General features: G+C 69.5%; 19 protein-coding genes. 6 read left to right on the forward strand and 13 right to left on the reverse strand.

The window, feature by feature from the left end; genetic code table 11:
- The first annotated feature begins 34 nt into the window (after positions 1 to 34).
- Complete coding sequence (locus ABD987_RS22975; RefSeq protein ID WP_345397156.1) at positions 35 to 253, forward strand: hypothetical protein; 219 nt, start codon at positions 35 to 37, stop codon at positions 251 to 253.
- A 100-nt stretch (positions 254 to 353) separates the two neighbouring features.
- Here the strand turns inward: ABD987_RS22975 and ABD987_RS22980 are convergent, their stop codons facing one another.
- Both ABD987_RS22980 and ABD987_RS22985 read right to left on the reverse strand, forming a co-directional pair.
- Positions 354 to 1016 (reverse strand): hypothetical protein, encoded by a 663-nt coding sequence (locus ABD987_RS22980; protein WP_378214141.1) that lies wholly within the window; start codon positions 1014 to 1016, stop codon positions 354 to 356.
- A 71-nt stretch (positions 1017 to 1087) separates the two neighbouring features.
- The gene (locus ABD987_RS22985; protein WP_345397162.1) at positions 1088 to 2065 is read right to left on the reverse strand and encodes a sugar-binding transcriptional regulator; all 978 of its coding nucleotides are present in this window, start codon (positions 2063 to 2065) and stop codon (positions 1088 to 1090) included.
- A 127-nt stretch (positions 2066 to 2192) separates the two neighbouring features.
- Here ABD987_RS22985 and ABD987_RS22990 point away from each other — a divergent pair, with 127 nt between their 5' ends.
- Genes ABD987_RS22990 through ABD987_RS23005 form a run of 4 tightly spaced genes read left to right on the forward strand, consistent with a single transcriptional unit; the run spans position 2193 to position 6286 of the window.
- Positions 2193 to 3197, forward strand: a complete 1005-nt coding sequence (locus ABD987_RS22990; protein ID WP_345397165.1) for a zinc-dependent alcohol dehydrogenase family protein — start codon at positions 2193 to 2195, stop codon at positions 3195 to 3197.
- A complete protein-coding gene (locus tag ABD987_RS22995) occupies positions 3190 to 4527 on the forward strand; it encodes an ABC transporter substrate-binding protein (protein ID WP_345397168.1) in 1338 nt (445 codons plus the stop codon). Before ABD987_RS22990 ends, ABD987_RS22995 begins: the two co-directional genes overlap by 8 nt.
- Positions 4527 to 5459 (forward strand): carbohydrate ABC transporter permease, encoded by a 933-nt coding sequence (locus ABD987_RS23000; RefSeq protein WP_345397171.1) that lies wholly within the window; start codon positions 4527 to 4529, stop codon positions 5457 to 5459. The genes ABD987_RS22995 and ABD987_RS23000 overlap by 1 nt, the downstream gene beginning before the upstream one ends.
- Entirely contained in the window at positions 5456 to 6286 is an 831-nt protein-coding gene (locus ABD987_RS23005) for a carbohydrate ABC transporter permease (RefSeq protein WP_345397173.1), read from the forward strand. The genes ABD987_RS23000 and ABD987_RS23005 overlap by 4 nt, the downstream gene beginning before the upstream one ends.
- Positions 6287 to 6338: 52 nt before the next feature.
- On the opposite strand, the gene ABD987_RS23010 is transcribed toward ABD987_RS23005, so the two are convergent.
- The 5 genes from ABD987_RS23010 to ABD987_RS23030 are packed head-to-tail and all read right to left on the reverse strand — an operon-like array spanning position 6339 to position 11455.
- Positions 6339 to 6533, reverse strand: a complete 195-nt coding sequence (locus tag ABD987_RS23010) for a ferredoxin (RefSeq protein ID WP_345397175.1) — start codon at positions 6531 to 6533, stop codon at positions 6339 to 6341.
- A gap of 14 nt (positions 6534 to 6547) precedes the next feature.
- Positions 6548 to 7765: a cytochrome P450 gene (locus ABD987_RS23015; protein WP_345397177.1), complete on the reverse strand. Its 1218-nt coding sequence runs from the start codon at positions 7763 to 7765 to the stop codon at positions 6548 to 6550.
- Positions 7766 to 7775: 10 nt separating this feature from the next.
- Positions 7776 to 8990 (reverse strand): cytochrome P450, encoded by a 1215-nt coding sequence (locus ABD987_RS23020; RefSeq protein ID WP_345397180.1) that lies wholly within the window; start codon positions 8988 to 8990, stop codon positions 7776 to 7778.
- A 15-nt stretch (positions 8991 to 9005) separates the two neighbouring features.
- A complete protein-coding gene (locus ABD987_RS23025; protein WP_345397183.1) occupies positions 9006 to 10214 on the reverse strand; it encodes a cytochrome P450 in 1209 nt (402 codons plus the stop codon).
- An 11-nt stretch (positions 10215 to 10225) separates the two neighbouring features.
- Positions 10226 to 11455: a cytochrome P450 gene (locus ABD987_RS23030; protein WP_345397186.1), complete on the reverse strand. Its 1230-nt coding sequence runs from the start codon at positions 11453 to 11455 to the stop codon at positions 10226 to 10228.
- A 180-nt stretch (positions 11456 to 11635) separates the two neighbouring features.
- On the opposite strand from ABD987_RS23030, the gene ABD987_RS23035 reads away from it, so the two are divergent.
- On the forward strand, positions 11636 to 12286 hold the full coding sequence (locus tag ABD987_RS23035) for a TetR/AcrR family transcriptional regulator (RefSeq protein WP_345397189.1): 651 nt from the start codon (positions 11636 to 11638) through the stop codon (positions 12284 to 12286).
- A gap of 67 nt (positions 12287 to 12353) precedes the next feature.
- Here the strand turns inward: ABD987_RS23035 and ABD987_RS23040 are convergent, their stop codons facing one another.
- The 6 genes from ABD987_RS23040 to ABD987_RS23065 all read right to left on the reverse strand — a co-directional run bounded on the left by ABD987_RS23040 (position 12354) and on the right by ABD987_RS23065 (position 17934).
- Complete coding sequence (locus ABD987_RS23040; RefSeq protein ID WP_345397192.1) at positions 12354 to 13208, reverse strand: aldehyde dehydrogenase family protein; 855 nt, start codon at positions 13206 to 13208, stop codon at positions 12354 to 12356.
- Between the two features lie 22 nt (positions 13209 to 13230).
- The gene (locus ABD987_RS23045) at positions 13231 to 14664 is read right to left on the reverse strand and encodes an aldehyde dehydrogenase family protein (RefSeq protein ID WP_345397195.1); all 1434 of its coding nucleotides are present in this window, start codon (positions 14662 to 14664) and stop codon (positions 13231 to 13233) included.
- Positions 14664 to 15638 carry a deoxyribose-phosphate aldolase gene (gene deoC, locus ABD987_RS23050; protein WP_345397198.1) on the reverse strand — a complete coding sequence of 325 codons (975 nt, stop codon included), beginning with the start codon at positions 15636 to 15638 and terminating at the stop codon, positions 14664 to 14666. The genes ABD987_RS23045 and deoC overlap by 1 nt, the downstream gene beginning before the upstream one ends.
- A 103-nt stretch (positions 15639 to 15741) precedes the next feature.
- The gene (locus tag ABD987_RS23055; protein ID WP_345397201.1) at positions 15742 to 16029 is read right to left on the reverse strand and encodes a hypothetical protein; all 288 of its coding nucleotides are present in this window, start codon (positions 16027 to 16029) and stop codon (positions 15742 to 15744) included.
- 85 nt (positions 16030 to 16114) lie between these two features.
- Complete coding sequence (locus ABD987_RS23060) at positions 16115 to 17275, reverse strand: serine hydrolase domain-containing protein (protein ID WP_345397204.1); 1161 nt, start codon at positions 17273 to 17275, stop codon at positions 16115 to 16117.
- Between the two features lie 41 nt (positions 17276 to 17316).
- Positions 17317 to 17934, reverse strand: coding sequence for a DUF1707 SHOCT-like domain-containing protein (locus tag ABD987_RS23065; RefSeq protein WP_345397530.1), 618 nt, complete (start codon positions 17932 to 17934; stop codon positions 17317 to 17319).
- Positions 17935 to 17957 lie beyond the last annotated feature (23 nt).

Consider the following 17957-nt stretch of genomic DNA (forward strand, 5'->3'; position numbering starts at 1 on the left):
GTCGGCGCACGGGGATTCGCGAACTGGAGGGGTTATGCGGGACATCAAGCGTGCGGTGGCCGGGATGCTGGTGGCGGGCGCGGCGGCGGCCGTGCTCGGTGTCGTGGGCGCCGCGTCGGCACAGGCCGCGACGGCCATCGAGTACGGGGCGGCGGCGCACCGCGACGGGGCTGTCGAGTCCATTGTGGCCGGTGCGTACAAGAAGCTCGGCAGGGCTTCGGTGACCCCGGACGCCTCCGCCACCGAGTACTGAGCCCGGACGGCAGGCGGCCCCGTGCGGGAACGGCGGACTCGCGTGTCCGGACGGCGAACTCGCGTGCTTGGATGGCGAACTCGCGTGCCTGGAGGGTCGGTCAGGTGGGGGCGGGGCGGAGCCGGGCGGGACGGGTGGTCAGGACCGCCGCGAGCACGAGCAGGGACAGGGCCGGGAGCGGGTAGCCGAGCAGGAGACCGGCGGTGGTGTCGGCGGCCGGGGCGGCGATCCCGGCGGCGAACACCCAGGGCGGGGCCGTGCGGGGTTTCCCGGCTGGGGACCGCGAGGTCCGCTTGCCCGGTTTGGCGACCGACAGCCAGGCCTGGAAGGCGAGGACGCTCGCCATCAGCGCGGTCCCGGCGATCATCGGCCAGCCGACCGGGACCGGCGCGCCCGCCTTCGCCGCGTCCACCGCGTCGGAAAGGGCGCCGGACAACAGGAAGATCCCGGCGTAGAGCTGCACCAGCGTCAGCACGAACTTCGTGAGCACCCACCAGTGCCGGAAGAGACCCCAGGCGGTCGCGGCGGCCAGCAGCACGCCGGTGAACGCGGCGGCGTTGGCCATCGGCGCGAGCAGCGTCCGGTCCAGCACGTGTGCCATCGACGTCGCGCTGACCCGCAACCGCGGATCGTCGGTGGTGACGCCGAGGACGAGCAGGGTCAGCAGTGCCAGCGCCTCGCCCATCCACGCGACCGAGGACAGCACGTGCAGCCACACCACGGCCTGTCGCCAGCGCGGGGACGTCTTCTTCGCGGATGTCACGCCGTCCATGCTCACGGCGCGGCGGGCCGGGCACATCCGGCGAAATCACCGAGCCGCCCCCGAAATCCGGCTCAGGGCGGCGAGGCGGCGGCCAGGTCCAGCAGGGGGGCGGCGGCCGCGGCGTCGGTGATCAACGTCGTGACGATGCCGGAGCGCAGCACCGCGTCGACGGCGGCGGCCTTCGGCGCGCTGTACCCGAGCGCGATGACCTCGGGCACCTCGCGCAGGTCCTCGGTGCTGATGGCCAGCACGTGGCGGGCGAGCCCGGTGGACAGCGCGCCGCCGTCGGCGGTGAACAGCCGCGCGGCGATCTCGGCGGTCGCGCCGCGGTCGGCGATCGCCGACCGCTCGTCCTCGTCCAGCGCGTCGTACACCGTCGACTCGCCCTCCTGCCACGCCCCGATGCTGACCACGGCCTTGGTGAGGTTCTTGAACTGCGCGAACGTCTCGGCGATGCCGGGCTGGCGGCGCAGCGTCTCGGTGGTGCGCCGGTCGGGCAGCACCAGCGGTGCGAACAGCGGGTAGGCGTCGCCACCGGACACCGAGGTCACCCGGCTGACGGTCTCCACGGACCGGCCGCGCATGTCCATCCCGGCCTGGACCCCGCACAGTTGCACGATCGGGCACCGGGGAAGTGCCCGGATCTCCTCGGTCATGGCGTTCACCGAGCGGGCCCAGGACAATCCGATGATGTCGTCCTTGGTCGCGATGTCCTCTAGGAGCCGCGCGGCGAGTGCGCCGATTTTCCGCCGGACGACCTCGCGGGGTTCGTTCGCGGGCGCTCGTTCGAGCACCAGCACGCGGTCGAGCCGGTATGCCGCGCGGATCTCCTCCGACAGCGTGACGTCGACCGGGACGGGGAGCCGGAACTCGATGCGCACCAGGCCGGTTTCCCTGGCCTTGTCGAGCATTCTGGCGATCTTGAACCGGCTCACTCCCAGTTCGTCGGCGATCTCCAGCTTCGACTGCCCGCGCACGTAGAAGCGGTGCGCGACACCGGCCAGATCGAGGGAGTCGGTCAGGCTCAACGGGACGGAACGAGCGCTCATATGAGCAATGATACCGCGAAAAATGCGCGAAAGGTTGACGCGACACCAGGCAAAACCCTGTAATGCCTACACCTGTCAGCCGTGCGATGAATCAACGACGCTCATTTGAGCGGATGAAGGGAGAGGCATGCGTGCCGCGATCGTGGACCGTCCCGGAGAGATCAGGGTCGGTGAGGTACCCGATCCGAAGCCGGGGGAACGGCAGGTCGTCATCAAGGTGGGCGCCTGCGGGATCTGCGGGACCGACCTGCACATCGCCGACGGCCACTTCCCGCCGACCCCCTATCCGATCGTCCCCGGCCACGAGTTCGCGGGCGAGATCGTCGAGCTCGGCGCGGACGTGCCGGGCGGCTGGCGGATCGGCGACCGGGTCGCGGTCGACCCCTCGCTGTTCTGCGGCTACTGCACGCCGTGCCGGTCCGGGCACGGCAACCTCTGCGCCAACTGGAACGCCACCGGGGACACGGTGAACGGGGCCTTCGCCGAGTACGTCGCCGTTCCCGCCGCCACCTGCTACCGCATGCCCGAGACGATGACCTGGCAGCAGGGCGCGCTGGTCGAGCCGGTGTCCTGCGCCGTGCACGGCGTGCGCAAGATCGGGGTCGAGGCGGGGGAACGGTTCCTCGTCGTCGGCGCCGGCACGATGGGCCTGATCATGCAGCAGCTGCTGCAACGGGCCGGCGCGCGGGTCACCGTCGTCGACCGCAACACCACCCGCCTGCCGCGCGCCACCCGCCTCGGCGCGGAGGCCGTGGCCGGCGACGTCGGCGAGCTGAACGGCGAGAAGTTCGACGCCGCCGCGGACTGCACCGGTGCCGCCCCGGCCATCGAAGCCGCGTTCGACTCGCTGCGGCGCGGTGGACGGCTGCTGATCTTCGGTGTCGCGCCCGCCGAGGCCCGCGTCGCGCTCTCGCCGTTCCGCATCTACAACGACGAGATCACCGTCGTCGGCTCGATGGCCGTGCTCAACAGCTTCGGTACCGCACTCGACCTCGTCGCCAACGGCGCCATCGACACCGCCGAGCTGCTCACCGACACCCTTCCGCTCGACCGGTACCCCGAGGCGCTCGACCTGATGCGCAGCGGCTCGGGGCTCAAGGTCCAGGTTCTCCCGGAGGCGAGCGGTGCGTAGGCTCGGTTATCTGCTGGCGGCGGTGGCCCTGCTGGTCACCGGATGCGCGGGGGCGGGCGCGGCCGGTGGTGGCGGCCGCACGCTCGTCATCGCGATCGTGTCCAACCCGCAGATGAAGGACGCGATCTCGCTGCGCCCGGAGTTCGAAAAGGCCAACCCGGGCATCAACCTGAAGTTCGTGTCGCTGCCGGAAAACCAGGCGCGGGCGAAGATCACCGCGTCGACGGCGACCGAGGGCGGCGAGTTCGATGTCGTCATGATCAGCAACTACGAGGCGCCGCAGTGGGCGGCCAACGGCTGGCTGGAAAACCTCGAACCGCACATGGCCGCCACTCCGGGCTACGACCGGCAGGACTTCATCCCGAGTATCCGCGATTCACTGTCCTACAAGGACCAGATGTACGCGGCCCCGTTCTACGGCGAGTCCTCGTTCCTGGCCTATCGCAAGGACCTGTTCGACAAGGCCGGGCTGACGATGCCCGCGAAGCCGACCTGGCGGCAGATCGCCGAGTTCGCCGCGAAACTGGACGACAGGGCGAACGGTGTCGCCGGGATCTGTCTGCGCGGCAAGCCCGGCTGGGGCGAGAGCCTCGCGCCGTTCACCACCGTCGCGAACACCTTCGGCGCGCAGTGGTTCGACCAGAACTGGAACGCGAAGCTCACCAGCCCCGAGTTCAAGGCGGCCGCGGAGTTCTACGTGAACCTCGTGCGCGAGCACGGTGAGGTCGGCGCGTCGAGCGCGGGCTTCTCCGAGTGCGGGAACCGTTACAACCAGGGACAGGCCGCGATGTGGTACGACGCCACGGTGATGGCCGGGACCAACGAGGACCCGGCGAGCAGCAAGGTCGTCGGCAAGTCCGGGTACGCGCCGGCGCCGGTGGAGAAGACGCAGTCCAGTGGCTGGCTGTACACCTGGTCGCTGGCGATTCCCAAGGTGGCCAAGGACAAGGACGCGGCCTGGAAGTTCATGGCGTGGATGACGGGTAAGGATTTCGTGCGCAAGGTCGGGGAGACCTACGGCTGGAACCGGGTCCCGCCGGGCGTCCGGAAGTCCACTTACGACATTCCCGCCTACCGCGACGCCGCCAAGGCGTACGCACAGCCCACTTTGGACGGTATCGCCGACGCGAGCCAGCAGAAGGCGATGCTCAACCCGGTGCCCTATCCCGGGATCCAGTTCGTCGGGATCCCGGAGTTCCAGGATCTCGGGACCCGGGTCAGCCAGCAGCTCTCGGCCGCGATCGCCGGACGGGAATCCGTGGACGGGGCGCTGAAACAGTCGCAGCAGTACGCCGAAACGGTCGGAAAGTCCTATCAGGAGGTTCGGTGATGTCCACGATCTCCGCCGCCCCGGCCCGCACCGGACCCGCCGAAGCCAAGGCCGAACGCAAGGGCCTGAGCACGGCGGCGAAGCGCAGGCTCCCGCTGCTGCCCGCGCTGGTCTTCGTCATCGCGGTGACCCAGCTGCCGTTCCTGCTCACGGTGTTCTACTCGTTCCAGTCGTGGAACCTCGTGCGCCCCGGTTCGCGGCACTTCGTCGGCCTGCGCAACTACGTCGACGTGTTCACCGACCTGACGTTCCTCGGCGCGCTGCTGAACACCGTCCTGCTCACCGTGGTGTGCGTGTTCGTCTCGCTGCTGCTCGGGCTCGGGTTCGCGATCCTGCTCGACCGCAAGTTCCTCGGCCGAGGGCTGGTGCGGACGCTGCTGATCACGCCGTTCCTCGTGCTGCCCGCCGCCGGCGCGCTGCTGTGGAAGACGACGATGTTCGACCCGACCTACGGGCTGCTGCACTTCGTGTTCGGCACCGACGTCGACTGGCTCTCGCAGTTCCCGCTGGCGTCGGTGATGGCGCAGATCGTGTGGCAGTGGACGCCGTTCATGATGCTGCTGATCCTCGCCGGGCTGCAGAGCCAGCCGAAGGACGTGCTGGAAGCGGCGTCGGTCGACGGCGCCGGCCGCTGGCGCACGTTCACCGCGATCACGCTGCCGCACCTGAACCGGTTCCTGCAGCTGGCCACGCTGCTCGGCGCGATCTACATCGTGAACAGCTTCGACGCGATCTTCCTGATGACGCAGGGTGGTCCCGGCACGGCGAGCACGAACCTGCCGTACTACATCTACCAGCGCGCGTTCGAGGGCTTCGACGTCGGCCAGTCCTCGGCGATGGGCGTGGTCGTGGTCATCCTGACGATGATCGTCGCGACCTTCGCACTGCGCTTGATGTTCCGCACCTTCTCGGTGGACGGAGGGGTGAAATGAGCACCCTGAGCACGAAACGCCGCTTCGGTGCCGGGTCGCTGACGCTGGCGACCTGGGTGCTGGCGATCCTGTTCGCGTTCCCGCTGATCTGGATGGTCATCACCGCGTTCAAACAGGAGGCCGACGCCGCCACCGACCCGCCGCGCGTGCTGTTCACCCCGACGCTCGACCAGTTCGCCGGGGTGCTCGACCGCGGGTTCCTGCCCTACCTGGCCAACTCCGCGTTCGTCACGGTGATTTCGACGCTGCTCGTGCTGCTGCTCGGCGTCCCGGCCGCGTACGCGCTTTCGCTGGCACCGGTGAAGAAGACCTCGAACGCGCTCGGGTTCTTCCTGTCCACCAAGATGCTGCCGATCGTGGCCGCGATCATCCCGCTGTACGTGATTTCGCAGAACGTGGAGCTGCTGGACAACTGGTGGGCGCTGGTCATCCTCTACACGTCGATGAACCTGCCCCTGGCCATCTGGATGATGCGCTCGTTCTTCCTCGAAGTCCCGCACGAGATGATCGAGGCGGGCCGCATCGACGGCGCGAAGCTGCCGACGCTGCTCTACCGCGTGATCATGCCGGTGGTGGCGCCCGGGATCGCGGCGACGGCGCTGATCTGCGTGATCTTCTCCTGGACGGAGTTCTTCTACGCGGTGAACCTGACCGCGGCGCGGGCGGGCACCGTGCCGGTGTTCCTGGTCGGCTTCATCACCAACGAAGGGCTGTACTGGGCGCAGCTTTCGGCCGCCGCGCTGCTCGCCTCGCTGCCGGTGATGATCGTCGGCTGGATCGCGCAGAACCACCTGGTGCGCGGTCTTTCCATGGGCGCGGTCAAGTAGGGAGCCACCGGTGGGCCTTCCGCCGACCCCCTGGGGAAGGCCCACCGGTTCTTCACTCCTGAAGCGACAGCGCCTGGCTCGGACAGACGTGCACGGCCTCGCGGGCCTTCGCGACGAGCTCGCCCTCCGGGGTGTCGTCGAGGACGATGACCGTGCCGTCGTCCTCGCTCTGGTCGAACAGGGCGGGCTCGGTCAGCACGCACTGACCCGCGCCGACGCACTTCCCGGTGTCCGCGATGATCTTCATTTTCGTCTTGCCTCCTACCAGGTGACCGGCAGCCGGTGCAGGCCGTAGATCGACGCGTCGTCCTTGAACGGCAGGTCGGCGACCTCGGCGGCCGGTTTCAGTTCGGGAATACGATGGAACAACGTGTCGAAGACGATCTGGAGTTCCAGCCGGGCCAGGTGCTGCCCGAGGCACTGGTGGAACCCGAAACCGAACGCGACGTGGTGGCGCGCGCCGCGTTCGGCGTCGAACGTCTCCGGGTTCTCGAAGTGCTCGGGGTCCCGGTTGGCGATGTGCCCCAGCGCGAGGACACCTTCGCCGGCCCGGATGGTGACCCCGCCGATCTCGGCGTCTTCGACGCAGAACCGCGCGACGAAGGCGTCGACGATCGTGAAGTACCGCAACATCTCCTCGACGGTGTCGAGGGTCTTTCCCGGGTCCGACCGCAGGGCGGCCAGTTTGTCCGGGTTCTCCATCAGCATGAGCGTGCCGAGGGAAATCATGTTCGCGGTGGTCTCGTGCCCCGCGAGGAGCAGGAGGAAGGCCAGCGCGACCATCCCCTGGTGCCGGTAGGTGCCCTCCGCGCGGCGCTTGACGATCTGGCGGCCGAAGAGGTCGTCGCCGGGCGCGGCCTCCTTCGCCGTGATCAGCTCGTCGAGGTAGCCGAGGAGGGCGTCGACCGCCGCCTGCCGCTCCTCGGCCCCGATGCCCTGGTCGAGCGTCTTCGCCGAATGCCGCTGGAAGAAGTCGTGGTCTTCGTACGGGACGCCGAGCAACTCGCAGATCACCAGTGACGGCACCGGCAGCGAAAGCGCCTGGACGAGATCGACGGGTTTCGGTCCGGCCAGCATCGCGTCGAGGTGTTCGTCGACGATCTGCTGGATCCGCGGCCGCAGTGCCTCCATCCGGCGGACGGTGAACTCGCCGAGCACGGCACGACGCTCCGGGCCGTGCTCGGGTGCGTCCAGGGTGAGGATGCTCCGCTCGCCGTCCAGCAGGCTGACCCCGCCACCGGCGGTCAGGTGCGGGAACCGCGGGTCCCGGCGGTTGGCGCTGAACCGGTGGTCGGTGAGCAGCGCGCGGACGTCGGACAGCCGGGACAGCGCCCACGCCTCCCGCCCGTCGGGCAGCCGGACCTTGGTGATCGGCCGCTCCGCGCGGATCCGCCGGTACTCCTCGGCCGGGGCGTAGGGACAGCCACGCGCGATCGGGAACTCCGGCGACAGGACGCCGGTCTGGGCCGTCTCGGTCATGCCGGCCTCCTCACCAGGTCACCGGGAGTTCGTACAGACCATAGATCGCGGCGTCCTCCTTGAACGGCAGATCATCGATTTTCCCCACGTATTTCAGCGTCGGGATCCGCCGGAAGAGGGTGTCGAAGACGATCTGGAGCTCCATGCGGGCGAGGTTCTGGCCGAGGCACTGGTGTGGCCCGAACCCGAAGGCGACGTGGTGCCGCGCGCCGCGCTCGATGTCGAGCGAACCCGGGTCGGCGAAGGCGCCGGGGTCCCGGTTCGCCGCGAAGCCGAGTGCGAGCACGCCTTCACCCGCCCGGATGGTGACCCCGCCGATCTCGATGTCCTCGACACACAGCCGCGCGGTGACGAGATCGGCGATCGTGAAGTACCGCAGCAGTTCTTCGACGGCGTCGAGGGTTTTGCCGGGGTCGGCCTTGATCGCGGCCAGCTGCTCCGGGTTCTCCAGCAGCGCGACGGTACCGAGGGAGATCATGTTCGCGGTGGTCTCGTGCCCGGCGACGAGCAGCAGGAACCCCATCGAGACCAGCGCCGCGCGGCGGTAGGTGCCCTCCTCACGGAGCTTGACGATCTGGCGGCCGAGCAGATCGTCGGACGGGGCCGCCTCCTTCTTGGCGATCAGCTCCTCCAAGTACCCCTCGACCGCGGTGAACGCCGTCTTGCGGTCCTCCGGCGTGGTGGTCCGGCTGAGCATCTTCGCGGTGTGCTGCTGGAAGAAGTCGTGGTCGGAGTACGGGACGCCGAGTAGTTCGCAGATCACCAGTGACGGCACCGGAAGGGAAAGCGCCTGGACGAGGTTCGCCGGTCGCGGCCCGGCCAGCATCGCGTCGAGGTGTTCGTCGACGATCTGCTGGATGCGGGGCCGCAGCGCCTCCATCCGGCGGACGGTGAACTCGCCGAGCACGGCGCGGCGGGCCGGGCCGTGCTCCGGCGCGTCCATCGAGATGAGTGCCTTCTCGGCGTCCTCGTCACGGACACGGGCGCCGGAGGCGAGCATCGGGAAGCGGGGATCCTGCCGGTTGGCGCTGAACCGCCGGTCGTTGAGGACCAGCCGGACGTCCTCGTGCCTGCTGACCACCCAGGCCCACTGGCCGTCCGGCAGCGCCACCTTCGAGACCGGCTCCGTCTCGCGGATCTGCTCGTACGAGTCGGGCGGGGCGAACGGGCAGGTACGGGTCTGCGGGAACTCGTGCGTGTACTGCTGGTGCAGGGTTTCGGTCATGGCTCTGCTCCTCATTCACCAGGTCACGGGGAGGCGGTACATACCGAAGATCAGGGCGTCGTCCTTGAACGACAGGTCGGCTCCCGGGGCGAGGCGCAGGGCCGGGATCCGGCGGAAAAGCGTGTCGAAGACGATCTGGAGTTCCATGCGGGCGAGGTTCTGCCCGAGGCACTGGTGCGGTCCGAACCCGAAGGCGACGTGGTGCCGCCCGCCGCGTTCGATGTCGAGGGTGTCCGGGTTCTCGAACGGGTCCGCCGCCATGTTCGCCGAGTAGGCGAGCGCGAGCACGCCTTCGCCCTTCCGGACGAGGACGCCGTCGATCTCGGTGTCCTCCACGCACAGCCGCGGAATCGCGTCGACGATCGAGGAGTACCGCAGCAGTTCTTCGACGGCGTCGAGGGTTTTGCCGGGGTCGGCCTTGATCGCGGCGAGCTGCTCCGGGTTCTCCAGCAGGGCGAGCGTGCCGAGGGAGATCATGTTCGCGGTGGTCTCGTGCCCGGCGACCAGCAGCAGGCGGGCGAGTTCGACCACGTCTTCGTGGTCGTAGACGCTGCCGTCCTCGCGGGATTTGGCGATCTGGCGGCTGATCAGGTCGTCGCCGGGTTCGGTCTCCTTGCGGGTGACCAGTTCGTCGAGGTAGTTCCGGATCGCGGCGAACGCGGTGCGGCGCTGCTCGATGGTGGACTCACGCTTGAGGGCCGTCGCGGTGTGCCCCTGGAAGTGCTCGTGGTCGGAGTAGGGGACGCCGAGCAGTTCGCAGATCACCAGTGACGGCACCGGCAGCGAGAGCGTCTCCACCAGGTCCACCGGCTTCGACGAGGAAAGGATCACGTCGACGCGTTCGTCGACGATCTCCTGGATCCGCGGCCGCAGCGCTTCCATGCGGCGGACGGTGAACTCGCCGATCACCGCGCGGCGGGCCGGGCCGTGCTCCGGCGCGTCCATCGCGATCATCGACCGCCGGTCGGCGATCCGGGTGCCGCCGGGGATCTGGCTCGGGAAGTCGGGGTGCAGCCGGTCGGAGCTGAAGTGCCGGTGATCGGTCAGCACCGCGCGGACGTCATGGTGCCTGCTCACCAGCCACGCCTCGGTGCCGGTCGGCAGGGTGACCCGGGTGACCGGCGCTTCGGCGCGGAACCGTTCGTACTCGGCCGGCGGGCCGAACGGACACTGCCGCGCCAGGGGGAACGTCGTCGTCTCGGAGCTGTCGAGAGTTTCGGTCATGATCGGTTTCCTCACCAGGTCACAGGGAATTCGTGGAGGCCGAAGATCTGCGAGTCGTTCTTGAACGGCAGGTCGTCCACGCTCGTGGCGAGCTTCAGCGTCGGGATCCGCCGGAAGAGGGTGTCGAAGACGATCTGGAGTTCCATGCGGGCGAGGTTCTGGCCGAGACACTGGTGCGGTCCGAACCCGAAGGCGACGTGGTGCCGCGCGCCGCGCTCGATGTCGAACTCGTCCGGGTTCTCGAACACGCTCTCGTCCCGGTTGGCCGCGTTGCTCAGCCCGATGACGCCCTCGCCCTTCGGGATCACCACCTCGCCGATCTCGACCTCTTCGGTCGTCACTCGCGACGTCGCGAACTCGGCGATCGTGAAGTAGCGCAACAGTTCTTCGACGGCGTCGAGGGTTTTGCCGGGGTCGGTCTTGATCGCGGCGAGCTGCGCCGGGTTCTCCAGCAGCGTGAGCGTGCCGAGGGAGATCATGTTCGCGGTGGTCTCGTGCCCGGCGATGAGCAGCAGGAACGCCGTACCGACCAGGAAACGGTGGTCGGACTCGCCCGACTCGCGCTGCTTGAGAACCTGACGGCCGAGCAGGTCGTCACCGGGCGCGGCCTCCTTCGCGGTGACCAGCTCGTCCAGGTACTTCTGCAACTCGTCGACCGCTTGCTGGCGCTCGTCGACGTCGGCCTCGCGGTTCAGCAGCGTTGTGCTGCGCTGCTGGAAGAACTCGTGGTCGGAGTACGGGACGCCGAGCAGTTCGCAGATCACCAGTGACGGCACGGGAAGGGAAAGCGCCTGGACGAGATCGGCAGGCTGGGGCCCGGCCAGCATCGCGTCGATGTGCTCGTCGACGATCTCCTGGATCCGCGGCTGCAGGGCCCGCATGCGCTTCACGGTGAACTCGCCGAGCACCGCGCGGCGGGCCGCGCCGTGCTCCGGCGGATCCATGTTGATCATCGACGTGAGGAACGGGTTGTCCCGGTCCTCCTCGTTCAGCTCCCGGAGACGCTTGACGGTCAGCGGGAACCCCGGGTCGAAGCGGTCGGAGCTGAAGCGCGGGTCGGTGAGCATGGCACGGATGTCCTCGTGCCGGGTCAGCACCCAGGCCCGCTGCCCGGACGGCAGATCGACCCGGGCCACCCGGCCCTCGTCCCGCAGGTCGCGGTACTCCGGCGGTGGGCTGAACGGACAGGTCCGTTTCATCGGAAAGGACGCAACGGGCGCGGAACTGGTCATTTCGGTCATGCGCGGATCCCCAATCCGGACGAAATGTATGTGGAGGATTACATTCCGGTTACACTGACCAAGGTACTCAAGCGGAAGCTTTCCGTCCACTCGCGAAAGGGTGACCATTCGTGCAGGAAGCTCGTCGGGCGCTGACCATGCGAGAATCGTCCGGCCGAAGCGAGTTGGAGAGGCAAGCGCATGACCGCTGACCCCGAGACCACCCTGCGGGCTGACGCACGCCGTAACCGCGACCAGATCATCGCCGCCGCGCGCGCCATCTTCGCGGTCTCCGGGCCCGAGGCCCCGATGGAGGAGATCGCGCGTGCCGCCGGCGTCGGTGTCGGCACGCTCTACCGGCGTTTCCCGGACCGGGAGGCGCTGATCAGGGCCGTCGCGGCGGACAACTTCGAGCGCGTGCTCCGCGACGCGCGGGCCGCCGCGGCGGAGAAGCCGACCGCGTGGCTGGCGCTGGAGTGGCTGTTGCACCACTCGGTCGAACTCCAGCTGAGCGTTCAGCTGGCGATGCTCTCCCCGCGGGCGCTGACGATCCTGAAGACGGACCCGCAGATCCGGCAGTACCGGGCCGAGCTGATGGACCTGCTGGCCGGGCTGGTGGCCGGGGCGCAGGACGAGGGGGTGCTGCGCCCCGACGTCGCCGCGGGGGACATCGCGATGATGTGCGCGGTGCTGATGCGTCAGGTCCGCGCGAAGTCCGAGGACGTGGCCAGGATGGCAGCGCAGCGCTGCGTCGGCGTCATGCTCGACGGCCTGCGGGCGATCCCGGGCACCCCGCTGCCCGGCCGGGCGCTCACCACCGAGGACCTGGAAATGGTGCGCCAGCAGCAGTGATCCATGAATGCCACATTGAGGGACTCAGAGTCCCTCAATGTGGCATTCACGGACCTTGGCCGGAGCGTCAGACGCCGGTGGGGTGCCAGACGGTCTTCGCCTCCAGGTAGCGGCGCAGCCGGGACAGGTCGGGCGCGGCCGTCCAGTCCGGTTCGGCGTCCGGCACGGTCAGGACGCGCTTCACCGTGCCCGCGGCCTCGCGGGCGAGTTCGGGACGGTCGGCCGGGGCGGCGCCGGTGGGGTCGAGCGCATTGACGTCGCCGTGCGAGGCGAGCCAGGGGCCCAGCTCGGCGGCGCGGCCGGTGAGGATGTTCGCGACGCCGCCCGGAAGGTCCGACGTGGCAAGGACTTCCGAGAGCGTGATCGCGGGCAGCGGACGCTCGGCGCTGGAGACGACGACCGCGGTCGAGCCGGTCGCCAGCACCGGGGCCAGCACGCTGACCAGGCCCAGCAACGACGAGGACTGCGGCGCGAGCACGCCCACGACGCCGGTCGGCTCCGGGACGGTGAACGAGAAGTACGGCCCCGCCACCGGGTTCGCCGCGCCCAGCACGGTCGCGATCTTGTCCGTCCAGCCCGCGTACCAGACCCACCGGTCGATCGAAGCGTCCACAAGGGACTGCGCCTTCTTCGCGGTTACGCCTTCGGACGTGCCGACCTCGCTGATGAACTGCTCGCGGCGGCCCTCCAGCATTTCGGCGACGCGGTAGAGCACCTGGCCGCGGTTGTACGCCGTGGCCGACGACCAGCCGCCGAACGCCTTGCGCGCGGCGACCACCGCGTCCCGCACGTCCTTGCGCGAGGCGTGTGCCGCGTTGGCCAGGAACTTCCCCTTCGGATCGGTGACCGGGTACACCCGTCCCGATTCCGAGCGCGGGAACTTGCCGCCGAGGTAGAGCTTGTACGTCTTGGCGACAGACAAACGAGTCTCAGACTGCTTCGGACTAGACACTGAGGTACGCCTCCAGCCCGGTACGCCCGCCCTCGCGGCCGAACCCGGATTCCTGATAGCCGCCGAACGGGGCGGCGGGGTCGAAGCGGTTGAAGGTGTTGGCCCAGACGACGCCCGCGCGCAGCTGGTTCGCCATCCACAGGATCCGCGAGCCCTTTTCCGTCCAGATCCCGGCCGAGAGCCCGTACGGCGTGTTGTTCGCCTTGGCCACCGCCTCGTCCGGGGTGCGGAAGGTCAGCACCGAAAGGACCGGCCCGAAGATCTCCTCGCGCGCGATCCGCATCGACTGGTGCACGTCGGAGAACACCGTGGGGGCGAAGAAGAACCCGCGGTCCGGCACCGGGCACGGGCTCGTCCAGCGCTGCGCGCCCTCGGCGTCGCCCGACTCGACGAGCCCCTTGATCTTCGCCAGCTGTTCGGCGGAGTTGATCGCGCCGATGTCGGTGTTCTTGTCCAGCGGATCGCCCAGCCGCAGCGTGGCGACGCGATGCCGCAGCTTGTCCAGCAGCTCGTCCACAATGGACTCCTGGGCGAGCAGCCTGGACCCCGCGCAGCAGACGTGGCCCTGGTTGAAGAAGATGCCGTTGACGATGCCCTCGACGGCCTGGTCCAGCGGCGCGTCCTCGAACACGACGTTCGCCGCCTTGCCGCCCAGCTCCAGCGTCAGCTTCTTCGGCGTGCCCGCGACCTGGCGCTGGATCAGCTTCCCGACCTCGGTGGAGCCGGTGAACGCGATCTTGTCCACGCCCGAGTGCTCCACAATGGACGATCCGATGTCACCGGCGCCGGGCAGGATGTTGACCACGCCGGGAGGCAGCTCGGCCTGCTGGCAGATCTCGCCGAACACCAGCGCAGTCAGCGGCGTGGTCTCGGCGGGCTTGAGCACCACGGTGTTGCCGGTGGCCAGCGCGGGCGCGATCTTCCACGCCAGCATGAGCAGCGGGAAGTTCCACGGGATGATCTGGCCCGCGACGCCGAGCGGCTTCGGCGACGGCCCGTAGCCCGCGTAGTCGAGCTTGTCCGCCCAGCCCGCGTGATAGAAGAAGTGCGCGGCCGCCGTCGGCACGTCGGAGTCGCGTGACTCCTTGATCGGCTTGCCGTTGTCCAGCGTCTCCAGCACGGCCAGCTCGCGCGAACGCTCCTGGATCAGCCGGGCGATGCGGAACAGGTACTTGGCCCGCTCGGTGCCCGGCATCTTCGACCAGACGCTGGTGTAGGCCTTGCGGGCCGCCTTGACCGCGGTGTCCACATCGGACACGGAAGCGGTGCCGACCTCCGCGAGGACCTCTTCGGTGGCCGGGTTGACCGACTTCAGCGGCTCACCCGAGCCGTCGACGAATTCGCCGTTGACGAACGGCTTGTAGTGGTCCTTGAGGTTCGCGATGGCGCGCGATTCCGGCGCGGGCGCGTACTCGAAAACGGGCATCAGTCCACCGTCACGTAGTCGGGGCCGCTGTAGTGGCCGTCGGTCTGGGTGCGGCGTTGCAGCAGCAGGTCGTTGAGCAGGCTCGACGCGCCGAAGCGGAACAGGTCCGGGGTCAGCCACTGCTCGCCGGCGACCTCGTGCACCGCGACCAGGTACTTGATCGCGTCCTTGGTGGTCCGGATCCCGCCCGCGGGCTTGACGCCGCGCAACTCGCCGGTGTGGGTGAACCAGTCGCGCACCGCCTGCAACATCACGTGCGTGACCGGCAGCGTCGCGGCGGGGGAGACCTTGCCGGTGGAGGTCTTGATGAAGTCGCCGCCCGCGAGCAGCGCCAGCCACGAGGCGCGGCGCACGTTGTCGTAGGTCGCCAGCTCGCCGGTCTCCAGGATGACCTTGAGGTGCGCCTCGCCGCAGGCGGCCTTGATCGCCTGGATCTCCTCGAAGACGTCCAGGTAGCGGCCTTCGAGGAAGGCGCCGCGGTCGATCACCATGTCGACCTCGTGCGCGCCGGCGTCGACGGCGATCTTCGTGTCGGCCAGCTTGATCTCGCGGCTCGTGCGCCCGGCGGGGAAGCCGGTCGCGACACTCGCGACGTGCACGCCGCTGCCCTTCAGCGCCTCGACGGCCGTCGCGACCATGTCCGGGTACACGCACACCGCGCCGACCCGCGGCGTGTCCGGCCGCTCCGGATCGGGCCGCAGCGCCTTGGCCGCGAGCGCGCGGACCTTGCCCCGCGTGTCGGCGCCTTCGAGCGTGGTCAGGTCGACCATGGAGATGGCGGTGTCGATCGCCCAGCGCTTGGCGTCCTTCTTGATGCTGCGGGTGGCCAGGCCCGCCGCGCGCTGCTCGACACCGACCTGGTCGACGCCGGGCAGCCCGTGCAGGAACCGGCGCAGGCTCGCCTCGTCGCGAGTCGCGTCCGCCAGCGGAGCCGGGATGGCCGGCGCCACGGACGAGCTGGTCGTAGCTGTCATGCCGATGAGTGTATGCGGCGGGTCCGACAGCGGCCGAAAGGTCCGTGGGGGCCTCCTTGAGGGACCTAGAGTCCCTCAAGGAGGCCCCCACGGACCGGTGTGGTCAGGCGAACGGGGGCACCGGGCCGGGGCTGTCGTCCGCGAACGGCGGGATCGGGCCGGGGCCGTCCGCGAGGATGACCTCCCCGGCCTTCGGACGTCCCGGGAGCAGCGCCGGGAGCAGCGCCGGGATGGGCTGCGGGGTGTCGGCCAGCGCGGGGATGGGCGTCGGGCCCAGCGCGGGCCACGGTGACGGGCCTTCCGCGGAGGCGGAGGCGATGGCGGACGCGGGCAGTGTCGCGAGCGCGACGGCGGCGGCTCCGGCCAGCAGGCCGGTGGTAAGGATTCGCATACCGTCGAGCCTGCCGACGCCGGCGCGCCGGATCCCGCCCCCGAGCACTGGTGGCGGGGCGGAACCGGCCGCCCGATCGGGCGAGTTACAGCGACATCGGGAACAGCGGCCGCGCGGGAGACGGAGCGGCACAGAACTCGGCGACGAACGGCAGCTGCCGCTTGAGCGCCTGCTCCTTGTTCGCGGTGAGGTCCACCGTCGCCAGCGTGCTGATCTGCTTCGGGCCCGAGTCCGCGACGAAGCTCAGCGTGTTGAACCCCGGCAGATCCCCGGCGTGGCCCCACACGACCGCGGGCTTCCCGCACGCCGCCCCCAGATCGAGCTTCATCAGCCCGAGCCCGTAGTCGAGGCCCATGTCGCCGAACGTGACGTCGACCGCGCGCACCGTCTTCTTCATCTCCGCGAGCTGCGCCGGCGGCAGCAGCTTCCCGTCGAACAGCGCGCGGAAGAACCGGTTCAGGTCCCCGGCACTGGAGACGATCTGACCCGCGCCGAAGTAGCGCGAGTAGTTGTACGTCGTGACGTCGGTACGCGCGTGCGGCGCCGGGTACAGCTGCTCGTAGCCGTGCGCGGCGGCGTGCGGCAGGAACGGGAAGTCGCCGGGGTGGAACGTGTCGCGCAGGCCCAGCGGCCCGGTGATCCGCCCGGCGAGCACGCGCGCCAGCGGCTGGTGGGTGATCTTCTCGACCAGCAGGCCGAGCACGTTGTAACCGGTGTTCGAGTACGACCATTTCGTGCCCGGCTTGAACAGCAACGGCTGTTTCGTGCTCAGCCGGACCTGCTCGGCCGCGTCGAAGTGCACGAACCGTTCGGTGTCGATCTCCGGCAGCGATCCCCAGCCGTCCTCGGGCGCGAGATCACGCGGGACACCACTGGTGTGCTGGAGCAGCTGCCGCACGGTGATCGGCTCGGGGTAGGGCAGCAGGCCGGGCAGCCGGTCCTGGACGACGTCGTCGAGCGAAACGCGGTGTTCGCCGACGAGCTGGAGCACGAGCGTCGCGACGAACGACTTCGACACGCTCGCGATCCGGAACCGGCCGGACGGATCGGGCTTGCCGGTACCTCCGGCCTGCCGGACCCCGCCGGCACCACGCCAGTCCGGCGCCACCGCGACCATGCCGGGAACCCCGGACGCCACGGCGGCGTCCATCGCGGCCTGGCGCGGGTCGGTGGTGGCGTGCGCGGTGCCGGTGCACAGCGCGGCGCCGATGACGGCGCACAGCACGAAACCGATGGAACGTCGCATCGCATCCTCCCCGGATCGGTGCGTCCGACGTTATCGGGGAGTCACGCTTCCAGCTGCGGGCTTTCGTCCCGCTTTGCGGGCTTGCGATAGACCGTGACGCCCGCCCAAAAGGCCAGTCCGTTGATGCGGACCGTCGGCGCCGTGGGCGGGGCGGGCGGCGTGCCCGCCTTGTCCTGCAACTCGAACGCGCCCATGAAGCCGACCCCGGTGACCTCGACGTTGACGTCGTCGGGGACGACGATGTCGATGCCGCCCATGATCGCCACCGCGGTGATCGTGCAGTCCTTCTCGGCGAACCGCGCCCGCCGCAGGTCGATGTCGACGCCGCCCCAGAACGCGAAGCTGTTGTGCTGCGGCGGCAGGACCCAGCTGCCCTTGCGCGTCGCGCCGGACATGATCGCGACCGATGCCGGCGAGCCGGGGTGCCCGCCGATCCGCTCGTCGGGCAGGCCGAGCGCGCGGGTCGTGGCCGGTTCGATGACGCCGGACGCGCCCACGGCGGGCAGGTCCGCGGTGACCGGTTTCAGGTCGCCCGCTGTCTTGGCGGCGTACACCGTGCTCAGGCGTTCTTCGAGTTCGTTGACCGTGATGCGGCCCTCGGACAGCGCGGTGTGCAGCACCTGCGCGACGCGCTCGCGGTCGGCGTCGGAGATGCGCATCTGGTCCGGCGGGACGGCTGGCT

The sequence above is a fragment of the Amycolatopsis samaneae genome (assembly GCF_039541975.1).
GTDB lineage: Bacteria > Actinomycetota > Actinomycetes > Mycobacteriales > Pseudonocardiaceae > Amycolatopsis > Amycolatopsis samaneae.

Bases quoted from the DNA above. Each gene is read 5' to 3' on its own strand.
- ABD987_RS22975 (WP_345397156.1), top strand. From the start codon at position 35: ATGCGGGACATCAAGCGTGCGGTGGCCGGGATGCTGGTGGCGGGCGCG.
- ABD987_RS22985 (WP_345397162.1), bottom strand. From the start codon at position 2,065: ATGAGCGCTCGTTCCGTCCCGTTGAGCCTGACCGACTCCCTCGATCTG.
- ABD987_RS22990 (WP_345397165.1), top strand. From the start codon at position 2,193: ATGCGTGCCGCGATCGTGGACCGTCCCGGAGAGATCAGGGTCGGTGAG.
- ABD987_RS23000 (WP_345397171.1), top strand. From the start codon at position 4,527: ATGTCCACGATCTCCGCCGCCCCGGCCCGCACCGGACCCGCCGAAGCC.
- ABD987_RS23005 (WP_345397173.1), top strand. From the start codon at position 5,456: ATGAGCACCCTGAGCACGAAACGCCGCTTCGGTGCCGGGTCGCTGACG.
- ABD987_RS23010 (WP_345397175.1), bottom strand. From the start codon at position 6,533: ATGAAGATCATCGCGGACACCGGGAAGTGCGTCGGCGCGGGTCAGTGC.
- ABD987_RS23015 (WP_345397177.1), bottom strand. From the start codon at position 7,765: ATGACCGAGACGGCCCAGACCGGCGTCCTGTCGCCGGAGTTCCCGATC.
- ABD987_RS23020 (WP_345397180.1), bottom strand. From the start codon at position 8,990: ATGACCGAAACCCTGCACCAGCAGTACACGCACGAGTTCCCGCAGACC.
- ABD987_RS23025 (WP_345397183.1), bottom strand. From the start codon at position 10,214: ATGACCGAAACTCTCGACAGCTCCGAGACGACGACGTTCCCCCTGGCG.
- ABD987_RS23030 (WP_345397186.1), bottom strand. From the start codon at position 11,455: ATGACCGAAATGACCAGTTCCGCGCCCGTTGCGTCCTTTCCGATGAAA.
- ABD987_RS23035 (WP_345397189.1), top strand. From the start codon at position 11,636: ATGACCGCTGACCCCGAGACCACCCTGCGGGCTGACGCACGCCGTAAC.
- ABD987_RS23045 (WP_345397195.1), bottom strand. From the start codon at position 14,664: ATGCCCGTTTTCGAGTACGCGCCCGCGCCGGAATCGCGCGCCATCGCG.
- deoC (WP_345397198.1), bottom strand. From the start codon at position 15,638: ATGACAGCTACGACCAGCTCGTCCGTGGCGCCGGCCATCCCGGCTCCG.
- ABD987_RS23055 (WP_345397201.1), bottom strand. From the start codon at position 16,029: ATGCGAATCCTTACCACCGGCCTGCTGGCCGGAGCCGCCGCCGTCGCG.
- ABD987_RS23060 (WP_345397204.1), bottom strand. From the start codon at position 17,275: ATGCGACGTTCCATCGGTTTCGTGCTGTGCGCCGTCATCGGCGCCGCG.
- ABD987_RS23065 (WP_345397530.1), bottom strand. From the start codon at position 17,934: ATGCGCATCTCCGACGCCGACCGCGAGCGCGTCGCGCAGGTGCTGCAC.